The sequence below is a fragment of the Streptomyces sp. NBC_01410 genome (genome assembly GCF_045040195.1).
Lineage (GTDB): Bacteria > Actinomycetota > Actinomycetes > Streptomycetales > Streptomycetaceae > Streptomyces.
Map to the genome: position 1 here is coordinate 4453872 of NZ_CP109530.1, position 15815 is coordinate 4469686.

13 protein-coding genes are annotated in these 15815 nt (G+C 67.3%); 7 read left to right on the top strand and 6 right to left on the bottom strand.

Going from position 1 to position 15815, the window contains the following annotated elements:
* Window positions 1–70 precede the first annotated feature (70 nt).
* From rsmG to rpmH, 6 genes are all read right to left on the bottom strand, one after another.
* Window positions 71–787, bottom strand: coding sequence for a 16S rRNA (guanine(527)-N(7))-methyltransferase RsmG (rsmG, locus tag OG741_RS20395; RefSeq protein WP_324975336.1), 717 nt, complete (start codon window positions 785–787; stop codon window positions 71–73).
* Between the two features lie 103 nt (window positions 788–890).
* The gene (locus tag OG741_RS20400) at window positions 891–1403 is read right to left on the bottom strand and encodes a R3H domain-containing nucleic acid-binding protein (protein WP_266480585.1); all 513 of its coding nucleotides are present in this window, start codon (window positions 1401–1403) and stop codon (window positions 891–893) included.
* Window positions 1404–1421: 18 nt separating this feature from the next.
* Complete coding sequence (gene yidC / locus OG741_RS20405; protein WP_405599889.1) at window positions 1422–2681, bottom strand: membrane protein insertase YidC; 1260 nt, start codon at window positions 2679–2681, stop codon at window positions 1422–1424.
* 3 nt (window positions 2682–2684) lie between these two features.
* The gene (gene yidD / locus OG741_RS20410; protein ID WP_266480578.1) at window positions 2685–3044 is read right to left on the bottom strand and encodes a membrane protein insertion efficiency factor YidD; all 360 of its coding nucleotides are present in this window, start codon (window positions 3042–3044) and stop codon (window positions 2685–2687) included.
* Window positions 3041–3412, bottom strand: a complete 372-nt coding sequence (rnpA, locus tag OG741_RS20415; protein ID WP_324975326.1) for a ribonuclease P protein component — start codon at window positions 3410–3412, stop codon at window positions 3041–3043. The genes yidD and rnpA overlap by 4 nt, the downstream gene beginning before the upstream one ends.
* 18 nt (window positions 3413–3430) lie before the next feature.
* Complete coding sequence (rpmH, locus tag OG741_RS20420) at window positions 3431–3568, bottom strand: 50S ribosomal protein L34 (RefSeq protein ID WP_006381191.1); 138 nt, start codon at window positions 3566–3568, stop codon at window positions 3431–3433.
* A 360-nt stretch (window positions 3569–3928) separates the two neighbouring features.
* Between rpmH and dnaA the strand changes: the two genes are divergently transcribed.
* The 7 genes from dnaA to gyrA all read left to right on the top strand — a co-directional run bounded on the left by dnaA (window position 3929) and on the right by gyrA (window position 15812).
* Window positions 3929–5728, top strand: coding sequence for a chromosomal replication initiator protein DnaA (gene dnaA, locus OG741_RS20425; protein ID WP_405599891.1), 1800 nt, complete (start codon window positions 3929–3931; stop codon window positions 5726–5728).
* Window positions 5729–6590: 862 nt separating this feature from the next.
* Window positions 6591–7721: a DNA polymerase III subunit beta gene (dnaN, locus tag OG741_RS20430; RefSeq protein WP_142214717.1), complete on the top strand. Its 1131-nt coding sequence runs from the start codon at window positions 6591–6593 to the stop codon at window positions 7719–7721.
* Window positions 7722–7856: 135 nt separating this feature from the next.
* Window positions 7857–8735: a phosphogluconate dehydrogenase (NAD(+)-dependent, decarboxylating) gene (gnd, locus tag OG741_RS20435; protein ID WP_266480571.1), complete on the top strand. Its 879-nt coding sequence runs from the start codon at window positions 7857–7859 to the stop codon at window positions 8733–8735.
* A 30-nt stretch (window positions 8736–8765) separates the two neighbouring features.
* Entirely contained in the window at window positions 8766–9923 is a 1158-nt protein-coding gene (gene recF / locus OG741_RS20440) for a DNA replication/repair protein RecF (RefSeq protein WP_405599896.1), read from the top strand.
* Complete coding sequence (locus OG741_RS20445; RefSeq protein WP_266480566.1) at window positions 9920–10471, top strand: DUF721 domain-containing protein; 552 nt, start codon at window positions 9920–9922, stop codon at window positions 10469–10471. The genes recF and OG741_RS20445 overlap by 4 nt, the downstream gene beginning before the upstream one ends.
* A gap of 623 nt (window positions 10472–11094) precedes the next feature.
* Entirely contained in the window at window positions 11095–13161 is a 2067-nt protein-coding gene (gene gyrB, locus OG741_RS20450) for a DNA topoisomerase (ATP-hydrolyzing) subunit B (protein WP_405599898.1), read from the top strand.
* 41 nt (window positions 13162–13202) lie between these two features.
* A complete protein-coding gene (gene gyrA, locus OG741_RS20455) occupies window positions 13203–15812 on the top strand; it encodes a DNA gyrase subunit A (protein ID WP_405599901.1) in 2610 nt (869 codons plus the stop codon).
* Window positions 15813–15815: the final 3 nt, after the last annotated feature.

Genomic DNA, 15815 nt, shown 5'->3' on the forward strand with positions numbered 1-15815 from the left:
GACACTCCGAAATGCGTACGTATGGAAGCTTGTATGGAGCATTACTCATAGGCAGTACGAACTGTATGGATCAGCGACGCCGACGAGTGCGGCTGGTCCGGGCCGCCTTGGCCCGCTTCGCGGCGAAGCGCACACCGCCAGGGCTCTCCCCGACCTCCACACGGACCACCGTGGACAGCGGATCGACAATCCCCTCACCGACATGCAGTACCGAGGTCTCCACCACACCGAGCTTGCTCAGGGCGGCACGTGCCCCCTGAATCTCCTCCTCGGCGGTGTCGCCCTTGAGGGCGAGCATCTCTCCGTACGGTCGCAGCAGGGGCACTCCCCAGCCCGCCAACCGGTCCAGCGGCGCCACGGCACGTGCGGTCACCACATGCACCGGAGGCAGCTTGCCCAGCACTTCCTCGGCCCGGCCCCGGACCACGGTCACATGCTCCAGACCCAGCAGTTCGACGACTTCCTGGAGGAAATTCGTCCGGCGAAGCAGCGGTTCGAGGAGTGTGATCTTCAGATCCGGACGGACAAGCGCCAGCGGAATGCCCGGGAGGCCGGCCCCCGAGCCCACATCGCAGACCGTCACGCCCTCAGGCACTACCTCGGAAAGCACCGCGCAGTTCAGCAGATGCCGTTCCCACAGCCGAGGCACCTCACGAGGACCGATCAGTCCACGCTTCACGCCGATGTCCGCGAGCAGCTCCGCATACCGCACGGCCTCCGGGAAGAAGTCTCCGAAAACCGTCCGCGCCTCTGCTGGCGCCTGGGGAAGCTCTGCTGCCTCCGTCACGGGAACCGTCCTTCCGTACCGCACTGTGGACTGTGGACTGACTATCAGGCTGACAAAGATCGGCCCCGCCTGCGAACAGACGGGGCCGACGGAACAGTGGAGGTCAAGCAGGGAGAACGACGACGAAGCGCTGCGGCTCCTCGCCCTCGGACTCACTGCGCAGACCCGCGGCCGCGACCGCGTCGTGGACGACCTTGCGCTCGAAGGGCGTCATCGGGTCGAGCTTGACCGGCTCACCGGTGCTCTTGACCTCGTCGGCGGCCTTGGCGCCGAGCTCGGCGAGCTCGGTGCGCTTCCTGGCCCGGAAGCCCGCGATGTCCAGCATCAGCCGGCTGCGGTCTCCGGTCTCCCGGTGTACGGCGAGCCGGGTGAGCTCCTGAAGTGCCTCCAGAACCTCCCCGTCACGGCCGACGAGCTTCTGCAGATCGCGGCTGCCCGAGTCACTGATGATCGAGACCGCGGCCCGGTCGGCCTCGACGTCCATGTCGATGTCACCGTCGAGATCGGCGATGTCGAGCAGACCCTCGAGGTAGTCGGCCGCGATCTCCCCTTCCTGCTCGAGGCGGGTCAGGGTGTCGCCACCCTCGGCGGCGGCCGAGATGGTGCCTTCCGTCACGGATGGACTCCTTCTTGCTTACTTCTTGGACGAGGGGTGCTTGGGCCGCTGCTGGCCCTTGCGCTGCCCGGACTTGGGCTGCTGGCGTGGGGTACCCGAGGCGGGCTTGCCCGGCTTTGCGCCCTGAGGCGTGTCCTTCTGCAGCGAAGGCTTCGGGGCCGAGTCTGCGGCATCGGTGCTCTTGGGCGCGCCCTGCTGGGCACTGGCGGACTGCCGCTTCGCCTTGGTCTGGCGCTTGGGCTGCTGGCGCCTCTGGGCGGCGCCAGCCTCGGTCTCGGTCTCGGCGACGTCGCTCTTGATCACCGTGCCGTCCGTCTGAGCGGCGAAGCCGGCTTTGGTGAGGCCCGTGATGAACCGGCGCTCGTTCTCGTTGCGGTCCGGACCCTTGGCGACGATCGCCCGGACCACGGTCCGCTTGCGCCGCGACTTGACCTCGCTGTGCGCGGTGACGCCCTTCAGCAGCCGCTGCAGGTACTGGTCCTGGGCCTTGCTGCCCGGCGTCGGGTTCTGGTTGATCACGTACATCTGCTGGCCCATGGTCCACACGTTGGTGGTCAGCCAGTAGACGAGGACACCAACGGGGAAGTTGATGCCCATCACGGCGAAGATGACCGGGAAGATGTACATCAGCATCTTCTGCTGCTGCATGTACGGCGTCTTGACCGTCAGGTCCACGTTCTTCTGCATCAGCTGGCGCTGCGTGTAGAACTGCGACGCCGACATCATGACGATCATGATCGCGGTGACAATGCGCACATCGGTCAGCGAGGCGCCGAGTGCGGCGACCTCCGCCGTGCTGTCCGTGAACTTCGAGGCGAGCGGGGCACCGAAAATGTGTGCCTGACGGGCGCTGTCCAGCAGCGATTCATTGATGACGCCGACGGTCTTGCCCGAGGCAATGCTGGAGAGCACGTGGTAAAGAGCGAAGAAGAACGGCGACTGCGCGAGGATCGGAAGGCACGAGGAGAGCGGGTTGGTGCCCGTCTCCTTGTACAGCTTCATCATCTCTTCGGACTGACGCTGCTTGTCGCTCTTGTAGCGCTCCTGGATCGCCTTCATCTTCGGCTGGAGCGCCTGCATGTTCCGGGTCGACTTGATCTGCTTCACAAAGAGCGGAATCAGACAGATCCGGATGAGGATCACCAGCGACACGATGGACAGTCCCCAGGCCCAGCCCGTGTTGGGGCCGAAGACTGCCCCGTAGAGCGTGTGGAACTGGACGATGACCCACGAAACAGGTGTGGTGATAAAGCTGAAGAGACTGGCAATCGTGTCCACTAATCAGGCTCCTTGAGCATTGGGCGAGGTCTCTGCTGCCGGACTCGGGGGTTCGGGGGTCGACCCCCGGGGAGGCACATCGGCGGCGGAGTGCCCGCCCTTGCTGCCACGCAAGGCATCACGCAGCATTTCGTGCCACCGCGGACGCTTGCGCGGCGGCACATGATCAACGCCACCCGGCGACCATGGATTGCATCGCAGGATGCGCCAGGCGGTCAGTACTGTGCCCTTGACCGCGCCGTGCCGGTCGATGGCCGTGTATCCGTAGTGGGAGCACGACGGGTAGTACCGGCAGACAGGGCCCAGCAGCGGGCTGATCGTCCACTGGTACAGCTTGATCAGCGCCAGCAGCGGGTACTTCATCGCGCGCCCCCTCCCAGCAGCCGCTGGAGGGCGGCATCCAGGTCTCGGGCCAGCTGTTCATAGGAGGCGTCGCCCGCACCGGGCAGCGCCCGTACGACCACCAGGCTACCGGGGGGCAGCTCGGTGAGTCGTTCACGTATCAGGTGACGCAGTCTTCGCTTGACCTTGTTGCGGACGACTGCGCCGCCGACGGCCTTGCTTACGACGAAACCCGCACACGTCGGGGGAGCGCTCTCCCCAGGCGCGTGCGGGTCCGTTGCACCGCTGTGTAGATGGACGACGAGGAGCGGGCGACCGGCCCGGCGTCCTCGGCGTACCGCGGTCGCGAAGTCCTCGCGCCGCCTCAGCCGATTCTCGGTAGGCAGCACGTCATGACCTGTTAACGATCAGGCGGACAGGCTGGCGCGACCCTTGCCACGGCGGTTCGCGAGAATCGCGCGGCCGGCACGGGTACGCATCCGCAGGCGGAAGCCGTGGGTCTTCGCGCGACGACGGTTGTTCGGCTGGAAGGTGCGCTTGCTCACTCGGGGGCTCCAGAAATGATTCGTAGATGGCGGGACATCGCCTGGCTGTCACCGTGCGCCCACGAGAAGCTCGCGTTTACGCCCGAGTGCACCGCTTCACGATCACAGACCGTGATCTTTGCCCATCGGAGGCAGGCGGCAGCAGCCATCGACAACTCGACCTGGTTACGGTACGCGCGGCTACGCCATCCGGTCAAACCAGCCTGATGACGTGGTCCACTGTGCACAGGCTGTGGACAACAACTTGAACCGCGCGGGTCGCCCTGACTACCGTGGCTGAACTCCAATTCCTTTCCTGCCTGTCTTCCCATCCCGTCCCGAGAACCACACATTCGTGGGACCTGCGAGAGAGCGTGCCTTGTGGCTGATGTACCTGCCGATCTTGCCGCAGTGTGGCCACGAGTGCTGGAACAGCTCCTCGCAGAGGGCCAGCAGGGCATCGAGCCCAAGGACAAACAGTGGATCGAGCGCTGCCAGCCGCTCGCACTGGTGGCCGACACAGCGCTGCTCGCCGTCCCCAATGAATGGGGCAAGCGTGTCCTCGAGGGCCGGCTGGCTCCGCTGATCAGCGAGACCCTGAGCCGTGAGTGCGGCCGCCCCATCCGGATCGCCATCACGGTGGACGACTCCGTGGGCGAGCCCCCGGCCTCGCAGCAGTCCCCGGCTCAGCAGGCTCCCCGGTACCAGGGCCCGCAGCACGACGATCCTCGCGACTCCCGGCAGAGCGACCCCTACGACAGCTACGGGCACCGGCCCGGGGGAGACGACGGCCTGCCCGATGTCCGCCCCGCCTACCCCGAGTACCAGCAGCGGCAGCAGCAGCGCCCGGAACCCGGCGCCTGGCCACGCACACAGGAAGATCTGTCCTGGCAGCAGCCGAGGCTCGGCGGCTTCCAGGACCGCGACCCCTCCGCGGAGCAATGGCGCGAGCCGTACGCCACCGCCCGGCCGCGCCAGCCGCAGCACGACTACCGGCAGCCGCAGTCGCCCGAGCGCCAGCCCTACGAGCAGCATCGCCCGGAGCGGCACGAGCGGCCCGACCACCAGACGCCCCACCGCGGGACTCCCACGGGCGCTCCCGGACCGCTGGGCGCGCAGCCCTCACCGGCACCGGGCCCGGGTGAGCCCCATGCCCGGCTGAACCCGAAGTACCTCTTCGACACCTTCGTCATCGGCGCGTCCAACCGGTTCGCGCACGCCGCGGCGGTAGCAGTCGCCGAGGCGCCGGCCAAGGCGTACAACCCCCTGTTCATCTACGGGGAGTCGGGGCTCGGCAAGACGCACCTGTTGCATGCCATCGGGCACTACGCGCGCAGCCTCTATCCAGGCACGCGTGTGCGGTATGTGAGCTCCGAGGAGTTCACCAACGAGTTCATCAACTCGATCCGCGACGGCAAGGGCGACACGTTCCGCAAGCGCTACCGCGATGTGGACATCCTGCTGGTCGACGACATCCAGTTCCTGGCGAGCAAGGAGTCGACGCAGGAGGAGTTCTTCCACACCTTCAACACGCTCCACAACGCCAACAAGCAGATCGTGCTCTCCTCGGACCGGCCGCCCAAGCAGCTGATGACGCTGGAGGACCGGCTGAGGAACCGTTTCGAGTGGGGTCTGACGACCGACGTACAGCCGCCGGAGCTGGAGACGCGTATCGCGATTCTGCGCAAGAAGGCGGTACAGGAGCAGCTCAACGCCCCGCCGGAGGTGCTGGAGTTCATCGCGTCCCGCATCTCGCGCAATATCCGTGAGCTGGAGGGCGCGCTGATCCGGGTGACGGCGTTCGCGTCGCTCAACCGGCAGCCGGTGGATCTCGGCCTCACCGAGATCGTGCTGAAGGACCTGATCCCCGGCGGCGAGGACTCCGCCCCCGAGATCACCGCGAGCGCCATCATGGCGGCGACCGCCGACTACTTCGGTCTGACGGTGGAGGATCTCTGCGGATCCTCGCGCAGCCGGGTGCTGGTGACCGCCCGCCAGATCGCGATGTACCTGTGCCGCGAGCTCACTGATCTGTCGCTGCCGAAGATCGGCGCGCAGTTCGGCGGACGCGACCATACGACCGTGATGCACGCCGACCGCAAGATCCGCGCGCTGATGGCCGAGCGGCGATCCATCTACAACCAGGTCACCGAGCTCACCAACCGCATCAAGAACGGCTGACGCGACCAGCGGCTCACCAGCACAAGGGGCCTTCGAGGGCGCTCCGGGACGACGTTCCGGAGCGCCCTTCGGCGTTCCGCAGCCGTTTGCGTACCTGTCCTGCGGATGTCCGGTGTTCGAATACCTGGCGACGAGAGGGTGTTCTCCACAGATCTGGGGACGATCTTCCGTCCACAGCCTGGGGACTGGAAAGTTGTCCAGATCGCATCCACAGGGGCGGTTGCCGAGATTTCATCACACCAGGTCAGCTGGCTGTGGATTTGTGGTCAACCGTGCTCCACAGTCTGTGGACGCCGGATCCGTCCACAAGGCGCGATCGAAGTTGTCCACCGGCGGCCCACAGGCAGCGCCGCGTTGCCCACAGCTTCGCGTGGCTTCTCCACACCCTTGTCCACTGTTCGGCAACGAAACGCCCGAGCTCACCGGGTCGAGTGAAAGGCGTCACACCAACGTGGTCGGTTGGGCTGTGGGGAACGTGGGTAAAGCTGGGGACGGCGCTGGGGAGAAGTCCCCCTCTCCTGTGCATCGGATGTGCAGAACTTTCGGGCGTCCACAGAAGCACCGGGTTGTCCACCGGTGCCACCCACAGGCCCGGTGGACAAAAAAACGGGTCTGACCTGCATGGATGACGTTATCCACGGTTTCCACAGGCCCTACTACTACTCCCACTTAGAGTTACCGGGGAATTCGCTTCGAAGAAGGCCCTGTGCACAACTCGAGCCCGGAGCCCCCGACACCTCTTGCCACGACTTGACCCCGACCCGCACCGACTGTCGGTGCCGTACGTCAGACTGGTCCCCGGCGACACAGCCGACGACGAAGGCCAGCAAGGGCGAGCCAGCAACAGCAGGAGGCGGTTCCGGTGAAGATCCGGGTGGAGCGCGATGTACTCGCGGAGGCGGTGGCCTGGGTGGCCCGCAGCCTCCCGGCCCGTCCGCCGGCGCCCGTACTCGCGGGCCTTCTTCTGAAGGCGGAGGACGGCGCCCTCAGCTTCTCGAGCTTCGACTACGAGGTCTCGGCGCGCGTCTCCGTGGAGGCGGAGGTGGACGAGGACGGCACCGTGCTCGTCTCCGGCCGGCTCCTCGCCGACATCTGCCGCGCACTCCCCAACCGCCCCGTGGAGATTTCCACAGACGGTGTACGGGCGACCGTCGTCTGCGGCTCCTCGCGATTCACACTCCACACCCTGCCTGTGGAGGAGTACCCGGCGCTGCCGCAGATGCCGACCGCGACCGGCACCGTGCCCGGTGAGGTCTTCGCCTCCGCCGCCGCACAGGTCGCCATCGCCGCCGGCCGCGACGACACACTCCCCGTCCTCACCGGCGTGCGGATCGAGATCGAGGGCGACACCGTCACGCTGGCCTCCACCGACCGCTACCGCTTCGCGGTCCGTGAGTTCCTGTGGAAGCCGGAGAACCCGGAGGCGTCCGCCGTCGCGCTGGTGCCCGCCAAGACCCTGTTGGACACCGCCAAGGCGCTGACCAGCGGTGACACGGTCACGCTCGCGCTCTCCGGCTCGGGTGCCGGTGAGGGGCTCATCGGTTTCGAGGGCGCAGGACGGCGGACCACGACCCGGCTGCTCGAAGGCGATCTGCCGAAGTACCGGACGCTGTTCCCCACCGAGTTCAACTCGGTCGCCGTCATCGAGACCGCGCCCTTCGTCGAGGCCGTGAAGCGTGTCGCGCTGGTCGCCGAACGGAACACTCCGGTCCGGCTCAGCTTCGAGCAGGGCGTGCTGATCCTGGAGGCCGGTTCCAGCGACGACGCACAGGCTGTGGAGCGCGTCGACGCGAACCTGGAGGGCGACGACATCTCGATCGCCTTCAACCCGACCTTCCTGCTCGACGGCCTGAGCGCCATCGACTCGCCGGTCGCCCAGCTGTCGTTCACGACCTCCACCAAGCCCGCGCTGCTGAGCGGCAAGCCCGCCATGGATGCCGAGGCCGACGAGGCGTACAAGTACCTGATCATGCCCGTGCGGCTCTCCGGCTGAGACGGCGAAGACGGCCGAACGGCTGATCCTGACGGGCCTGCTCGGGCGTGAGCAGGCCCGTCAGGCCGTCCGTACCGCCCGGGCGTAGGCTCGGAGCCGGGTACGAATCGGCATACAACGCGTAAGGAATCTGTGATGGAGCTCGGTCTCGTCGGCCTTGGCAAGATGGGCGGCAATATGCGCGAGCGCATCCGCCGCGCAGGCCACACCGTCCTTGGCTACGACCGCAATCCGGACCTCGCCGATGTCCACAGCCTCGGCGAGCTTGTGGGCAAGCTCAAGGGCCCCCGGGTCGTGTGGGTGATGGTCCCGGCCGGAGCCGCGACCCAGTCCACCATCGACGAGCTGGCCGAGCTGCTGGAGCCGGGCGACGTGGTCGTCGACGGTGGCAACTCCCGCTGGACGGACGACGAGAAGCACGCGGTCGAGCTGGGCATCAAGGGCATCGGCTTTGTCGACTGCGGTGTCTCCGGCGGTGTCTGGGGTCTCGAGAACGGCTACGCGCTGATGTACGGCGGCCACGCCGAGCATGTCGCGAGGGTCCAGCCTATCTTCGACGCGCTCAAGCCCGAGGGCGAGTTCGGCTCCGTCCACGCGGGCAAGGTCGGCGCCGGCCACTTCGCGAAGATGGTCCACAACGGCATCGAGTACGCCATGATGCAGGCCTACGCCGAGGGCTGGGAGCTCCTGGAGAAGGTCAACTCGGTCACCGACGTACGCGAGGTCTTCCGCTCCTGGCAGGAGGGCACGGTCATCCGTTCCTGGCTGCTGGACCTGGCGGTCAACGCGCTGGACGACGACGAGCACCTGGAGAAGCTGCGCGGTTATGCACAGGACTCCGGCGAGGGCCGGTGGACTGTGGAAGCCGCGATCGACAACGCGGTGCCGCTGCCCGCGATCACCGCTTCGCTGTTCGCGCGCTTCGCGTCCCGTCAGGACGACTCCCCGCAGATGAAGATGATCGCGGCGCTGCGCAACCAGTTCGGCGGCCACGCGGTCGAGAACAAGAACTAGTCCCGAACCGGGGGAGGTCGGCGTACATCCATGCACGTCACGCATTTGTCGCTGGCCGACTTCCGCTCGTACGCCCGGGTCGAGGTCCCACTCGACCCGGGCGTCACCTCGTTCGTGGGGGCGAACGGGCAGGGTAAGACCAATCTCGTCGAGGCGGTCGGCTATCTCGCGACGCTGGCGAGCCACCGGGTCTCGTCGGATGCGCCGCTAGTGCGGATGGGCGCGGACCGGGCGGTGATCCGGGCTGCCGTCACCCAGGGCGAGCGCTCCCAGCTGATCGAGCTCGAGCTCAATCCGGGGAAGGCCAACAGGGCACGTATCAACCGGTCCTCACAGGTCAGGCCGCGTGATGTGCTCGGGATAGTACGGACGGTGCTGTTCGCGCCCGAGGATCTGGCGCTGGTGAAGGGCGACCCGGGCGAGCGGCGGCGGTTCCTGGACGAGCTGATCACGGCGCGCTCGCCGCGGATGGCGGGGGTGCGCTCCGACTACGAGCGGGTGCTCAAGCAGCGCAATACCTTGCTGAAGTCCGCGGCCATGGCGCGGCGTCACGGCGGGCGCGGGATGGACCTGTCGACGCTGGACGTGTGGGATCAGCATCTGGCGCGCGCCGGGGCGGAGTTGCTGGCGCAGCGGATCGATCTGATCGCGGCGCTGCAGCCGCTGGCGGACAAGGCGTACGAGCAACTGGCGCCGGGGGGCGGGCCGGTTGCGCTGGAGTACCGTTCCTCCTCCGGTGCCGCTGTGGGTGTCGGTGAAGGCGTTGTGGGAGAGGGCTCGGTGCATGGTCGGGAAGCCCTGGGCGAGCAGCTGACCGGTGCGCTGGCCGAGGTGCGCAAGCAGGAGATCGAGCGGGGCGTGACGCTGGTCGGGCCGCACCGCGACGACCTGGTGCTCAAGCTGGGGCAGCTGCCCGCCAAGGGGTACGCGAGCCATGGCGAGTCCTGGTCGTACGCGCTGGCGCTGCGGCTGGCCTCGTACGACCTGCTCAGAGCCGAGGGCAACGAGCCGGTGCTGGTCCTCGACGATGTCTTCGCCGAACTGGACGTGCGGCGCCGCGAACGGCTGGCGGAACTGGTCGCGCCGGGCGAGCAGGTGCTGGTGACGGCGGCAGTGGACGACGATGTGCCGGCGGTCCTGGCCGGGGCGCGGTACCTGGTGGCGGACGGGGCGGTGGGGCGCGTATGAGCGAGGAGCCGAATCAAGCGGCCGAGCCGCCGGCGGTGCCCGAGTCCTCGGGCGTCGACCTGGCGCGGGTCGCGCTGCGCGCCGCGAAGGAACAGGCGAAGGCGCGTGGCGCCGCGGCACAGCAGAAGAAACAGGCCAGGCGGGGCGGCGGGCTGCGATCGGGCGCGCGGGCGGACGGGCGCGATCCGCTCCCGCTGGGTGCGGCGATCAACCGGCTGATCACCGAGCGGGGCTGGGAGACACCGGCCGCGGTGGGCGGTGTGATGGGTCGCTGGCCGCAGATCGTGGGCGCGGACCTGGCGAACCACTGTGTGCCGCTGCGGTACGAGGAGGACCCGGATCAGCGGGTGCTGACCGTGCAGTGCGACTCCACGGCGTGGGCGACGCAGCTGAGGCTGCTGGCGCCGCGGCTGGTGGCACGGCTGAACGAGGACCTGGGGCACGGGACGGTACGGCTGATCAAGGTACTGGGGCCGGGTGGGCCGCCGAGGACGTACGGGGCGCTGCGGGCGCCGGGGAGTGTGGGACCGGGCGACACGTACGGGTGAGGCGGGGCCCTTGGGCTTCGCTCCCGGGTCCCGGTGCGGGGGTCTCGCGTCGCGGCGGCCCCGCGGGGCCGGGCTCGTGACTGCGGACGTGCGGTGTTCGCTCAAGGCGGATCTGTCTCCCACCCTCGCCCCGGATCGCCGGCTCCGCCGCGGAGAAAAGGCTCTGGACTGGCCCGGCACCTTGTAGCGGCAGCTTCGCGCCATAGCCGTCCTCGCGGGGGTGGCGCTCGCCCCACCCGCTGCCACCCTGACCCCGGGCACGCCTCACGCCGCCCCGCGACCGCCAACGCCCCCCGACTCGCCCGGAGCCCGCGCCCCGCCCCCCTGACGCCCATGCAGCGCCGCCCATCACGTAACACCCGAAACCCCCCGATGCGTATGAGGTGTCCCTCACCGTAGCCAGTGGTTGACAGCCCGAAGCGCTCAATGCCCGTGTGAGCCTCCTGGAGCCCCTTCCCAGATATGGGGAGTCGGACCGACACGGTTCAGGGCGGCACATGAGGACGCAGCTACCGGCAAACCCCCATTCGGGTCGGCGGTACCGGTAGACTGGTGCACAATCCCGCCCACTCGCGGAACATGTCGAACGACGCAGCCGCTCCTGCCTGCCCGGAGAACGGCTTGTGCTGTGCCAGAAAGGGCGCTTCGTGGCCGATTCCGGCAACCCCAACGAGAACATTCCGTCCACTCCTGCCGGTGGGAACGGCGAGGTAACCGCCTCGTACGACGCCAGCGCGATCACGGTCCTCGAGGGCCTGGACGCGGTCCGCAAGCGACCTGGCATGTACATCGGTTCAACCGGTGAGCGTGGACTCCACCACCTCGTCCAAGAGGTCGTCGACAACTCCGTCGACGAGGCCATGGCCGGTCACGCCGACACGATCGACGTCACGATCCTCGCCGACGGCGGCGTGCGCGTCATCGACAACGGCCGCGGCATCCCCGTGGGCATCGTCCCGTCCGAGAACAAGCCGGCCGTCGAGGTCGTGCTCACCGTTCTGCACGCCGGCGGCAAGTTCGGCGGCGGCGGCTACGCCGTCTCCGGCGGTCTGCACGGCGTCGGCGTCTCGGTCGTCAATGCCCTGTCGTCGAAGGTCTCCGTCGAGGTCAAGGCCGACGGCTACCGCTGGACGCAGGACTACAAGCTCGGTGTCCCGACCGCGCCCCTCGCTCAGAACGAGGCCACGGACGAGACCGGCACCACGGTGACGTTCTGGGCCGATCCGGACATCTTCGAGACGACCGAGTACTCCTTCGAGACGCTCTCCCGCCGTTTCCAGGAGATGGCCTTCCTCAACAAGGGCCTGACCCTGACGCTGACGGACGAGCGCGAGTCGGCGAAGGCCACCGTAGGTGCCGACGCCCCCGAGGAGCCGGACGAGGAGACGCCCGCGCGCGCGGTGAAGTACTACTACGAAGGCGGCATCGTCGACTTCGTCAAGTACCTCAACTCCCGCAAGGGCGAGCTCATCCACCCGACCGTCATCGACATCGAGGCCGAGGACAAGGAGCGCCTGCTCTCGGTCGAGATCGCGATGCAGTGGAACTCCCAGTACACCGAGGGCGTGTACTCCTTCGCGAACACCATCCACACCCACGAGGGCGGTACCCACGAAGAGGGCTTCCGGTCCGCGCTCACGGGCCTGGTCAACCGGTACGCGCGCGACAAGAAGCTGCTGCGCGAGAAGGACGACAACCTCTCCGGCGAGGACATCCGCGAGGGTCTGACCGCGATCATCTCGGTCAAGCTGGGCGAGCCGCAGTTCGAGGGCCAGACCAAGACCAAGCTGGGCAACACCGAGGCGAAGACCTTCGTGCAGAAGGTCGTGCACGAGCACCTCACCGACTGGTTCGACCGCAATCCCAATGAGGCCGCGGACATCATCCGCAAGTCCATCCAGGCGCAGACGGCGCGCGTCGCGGCCCGCAAGGCACGCGATCTGACCCGTCGCAAGGGCCTGCTGGAGTCGGCCTCCCTGCCGGGCAAGCTGAGCGACTGCCAGTCGAACGACCCCACCAAGTGCGAGATCTTCATCGTCGAGGGTGACTCCGCCGGCGGCTCGGCGAAGTCCGGCCGTAACCCGATGTACCAGGCGATCCTGCCCATCCGGGGCAAGATCCTGAACGTCGAGAAGGCGCGGATCGACAAGATCCTGCAGAACACCGAGGTCCAGGCGCTGATCTCGGCCTTCGGCACCGGAGTACACGAGGACTTCGACATCGAGAAGCTCCGCTATCACAAGATCATCCTGATGGCGGACGCCGATGTCGACGGTCAGCACATCAACACCCTGCTGCTGACCTTCCTCTTCCGCTTCATGCGGCCGCTGGTCGAGGCCGGGCACGTGTACCTCTCGCGCCCGCCGCTCTACAAGATCAAGTGGGGCCGGGACGACTTCGAGTACGCGTACTCGGACCGTGAGCGCGACGCCCTGGTCGAGCTGGGAAAGCAGAACGGCAAGCGGATCAAGGAAGACTCGATCCAGCGCTTCAAGGGCCTCGGCGAGATGAACGCCGAGGAACTGCGCATCACCACGATGGATGTGGACCACCGCGTTCTCGGCCAGGTCACGCTGGACGACGCCGCGCAGGCCGACGACCTCTTCTCGGTGCTGATGGGTGAGGACGTGGAGGCACGGCGCTCGTTCATCCAGCGCAATGCCAAGGACGTCCGCTTCCTCGACATCTGAGTCGGTCTCAGCTGACCGCACGAAAGGACTGAAGACCAGCAATGGCCGACGAGAACACCCCCGCCACGACCGAAGAAGAAGAGCCGATCCTGCGGATCGAGCCCGTCGGGCTCGAGACGGAGATGCAGCGCTCCTATCTCGACTACGCGATGTCCGTCATCGTCTCGCGTGCGCTGCCCGACGTACGGGACGGTCTCAAGCCCGTCCACCGGCGTGTGCTCTACGCGATGTACGACGGCGGCTACCGGCCCGAGAAGGGCTTCTACAAGTGCGCCCGCGTCGTCGGTGACGTCATGGGTACGTACCACCCGCACGGCGACTCCTCGATCTACGACGCGCTCGTACGTCTCGCCCAGCCGTGGTCGATGCGTATGCCGCTCGTGGACTCCAACGGCAACTTTGGTTCCCCGGGCAACGACCCGGCCGCCGCCATGCGGTACACCGAGTGCAAGCTGATGCCGCAGTCGATGGAGATGCTCCGGGACATCGACGAGGAGACCGTCGACTTCCAGGACAACTACGACGGCCGTAACCAGGAGCCGACGGTTCTGCCGGCGCGCTTCCCGAACCTGCTCGTCAACGGTTCGGCCGGCATCGCGGTCGGTATGGCCACCAACATCCCGCCGCACAATCTTCGCGAGGTCGCGGCCGGCGCGCAGTGGGCGCTGGAGCACCCCGACGCCACCCACGAGGAGCTGCTCGACGCGCTCATCGAGCGGATCAAGGGCCCGGACTTCCCGTCGGGCGCTCTGGTCGTGGGCCGCAAGGGCATCGAGGAGGCGTACCGCACCGGTCGCGGCTCCATCACGATGCGCGCGGTCGTCGAGGTCGAGGAGATCCAGGGCCGCCAGTGCCTGGTGGTCACGGAGCTTCCGTACCAGACCAACCCCGACAACCTCGCGCAGAAGATCGCCGACCTGGTGAAGGACGGCAAGATCGGCGGCATCGCCGACGTACGCGACGAGACCTCGTCCCGTACGGGCCAGCGCCTGGTCATCGTCCTCAAGCGCGACGCCGTCGCCAAGGTCGTGCTGAACAACCTCTACAAGCACACCGACCTGCAGACGAACTTCGGCGCGAACATGCTGGCGCTGGTCGACGGCGTGCCGCGCACGCTCTCGCTCGACGCCTTCATCCGCCACTGGGTGCACCACCAGATCGAGGTCATCGTCCGGCGTACGAAGTTCCGCCTGCGCAAGGCGGAGGAGCGGGCGCACATCCTGCGCGGTCTGCTCAAGGCGCTGGACGCGATCGACGAGGTCATCGCGCTGATCCGGCGCAGCGACACCGTCGAGATCGCGCGCGAGGGCCTGATGGGCCTGCTGGAGATCGACGAGATCCAGGCCAACGCCATCCTCGAGATGCAGCTGCGCCGACTGGCCGCCCTGGAGCGCCAGAAGATCGTCGCCGAGCACGACGAGCTGCAGGCCAAGATCAATGAGTACAACGCGATCCTGGCCTCGCCCGAGAAGCAGCGCCGGATCGTCAGCGAGGAACTGAACGTCATCGTCGAGAAGTTCGGCGACGACCGGCGCTCCAAGCTGGTGCCCTTCGACGGTGACATGTCCATCGAGGACCTGATCGCCGAGGAGGACATCGTCGTCACCATCACGCGTGGCGGCTATGTGAAGCGTACGAAGACGGACGACTACCGCTCGCAGAAGCGGGGCGGCAAGGGCGTACGCGGCACGAAGCTGAAGGAAGACGACATCGTCGACCACTTCTTCGTCTCCACCACGCACCACTGGCTGCTGTTCTTCACCAACAAGGGCCGGGTCTACCGCGCCAAGGCCTACGAGCTGCCGGATGCCGGCCGGGACGCGCGCGGTCAGCACGTCGCCAACCTGCTGGCCTTCCAGCCGGACGAGCAGATCGCCGAGATCCTGGCGATCCGCGACTACAACGCCGCGCCCTACCTGGTGCTCGCCACCAAGGGCGGTCTGGTGAAGAAGACGCCGCTCAAGGACTACGACTCGCCCCGGTCGGGCGGTGTCATCGCGATCAACCTCCGTGAGACGGAGGACGGCAGCGACGACGAGCTGATCGGTGCCGAGCTGGTCTCGGCCGAGGACGATCTGCTGCTGATCAGCAAAAAGGCGCAGTCGATCCGGTTCACGGCGACCGACGACGCGCTGCGTCCGATGGGGCGTGCCACATCGGGCGTGAAGGGCATGAGTTTCCGTGAGGGAGACCAGCTCCTCTCGATGAATGTGGTGCGGCCGGGTACGTTCGTGTTCACTGCTACTGATGGTGGGTACGCGAAGCGGACCGCCGTCGACGAATACCGCGTCCAGGGTCGTGGCGGCCTCGGTATCAAGGCCGCCAAGATTGTGGAGGACCGTGGTTCGCTCGTGGGCGCGCTGGTGGTCGAGGAGACGGATGAGATCCTCGCCATCACCCTTGGCGGCGGTGTGATTCGTACGCGAGTCAACGAAGTCAGGGAGACGGGCCGTGACACCATGGGCGTCCAACTGATCAACCTGGGCAAGCGCGATGCCGTGGTCGGCATCGCTCGTAACGCCGAGGCCGGTCGCGAGGCCGAAGAGGTCGAAGGGACCGACGAGGTCGAAGCGACCGATTTGGCCGGCGCCGACGCGGCCGAGGCGGCAGTCGAGGGCAGTGAGCCCTCGGCAGGGGAGCACGAGGAGTAAAGC

Excerpts from the sequence above, each read along its gene's own strand:
- gnd (WP_266480571.1), top strand. The coding sequence starts at position 7,857 with ATGGAGCTCGGTCTCGTCGGCCTTGGCAAGATGGGCGGCAATATGCGC.
- yidD (WP_266480578.1), bottom strand. The coding sequence starts at position 3,044 with ATGAAGTACCCGCTGCTGGCGCTGATCAAGCTGTACCAGTGGACGATC.
- gyrA (WP_405599901.1), top strand. The coding sequence starts at position 13,203 with ATGGCCGACGAGAACACCCCCGCCACGACCGAAGAAGAAGAGCCGATC.
- recF (WP_405599896.1), top strand. The coding sequence starts at position 8,766 with ATGCACGTCACGCATTTGTCGCTGGCCGACTTCCGCTCGTACGCCCGG.
- OG741_RS20445 (WP_266480566.1), top strand. The coding sequence starts at position 9,920 with ATGAGCGAGGAGCCGAATCAAGCGGCCGAGCCGCCGGCGGTGCCCGAG.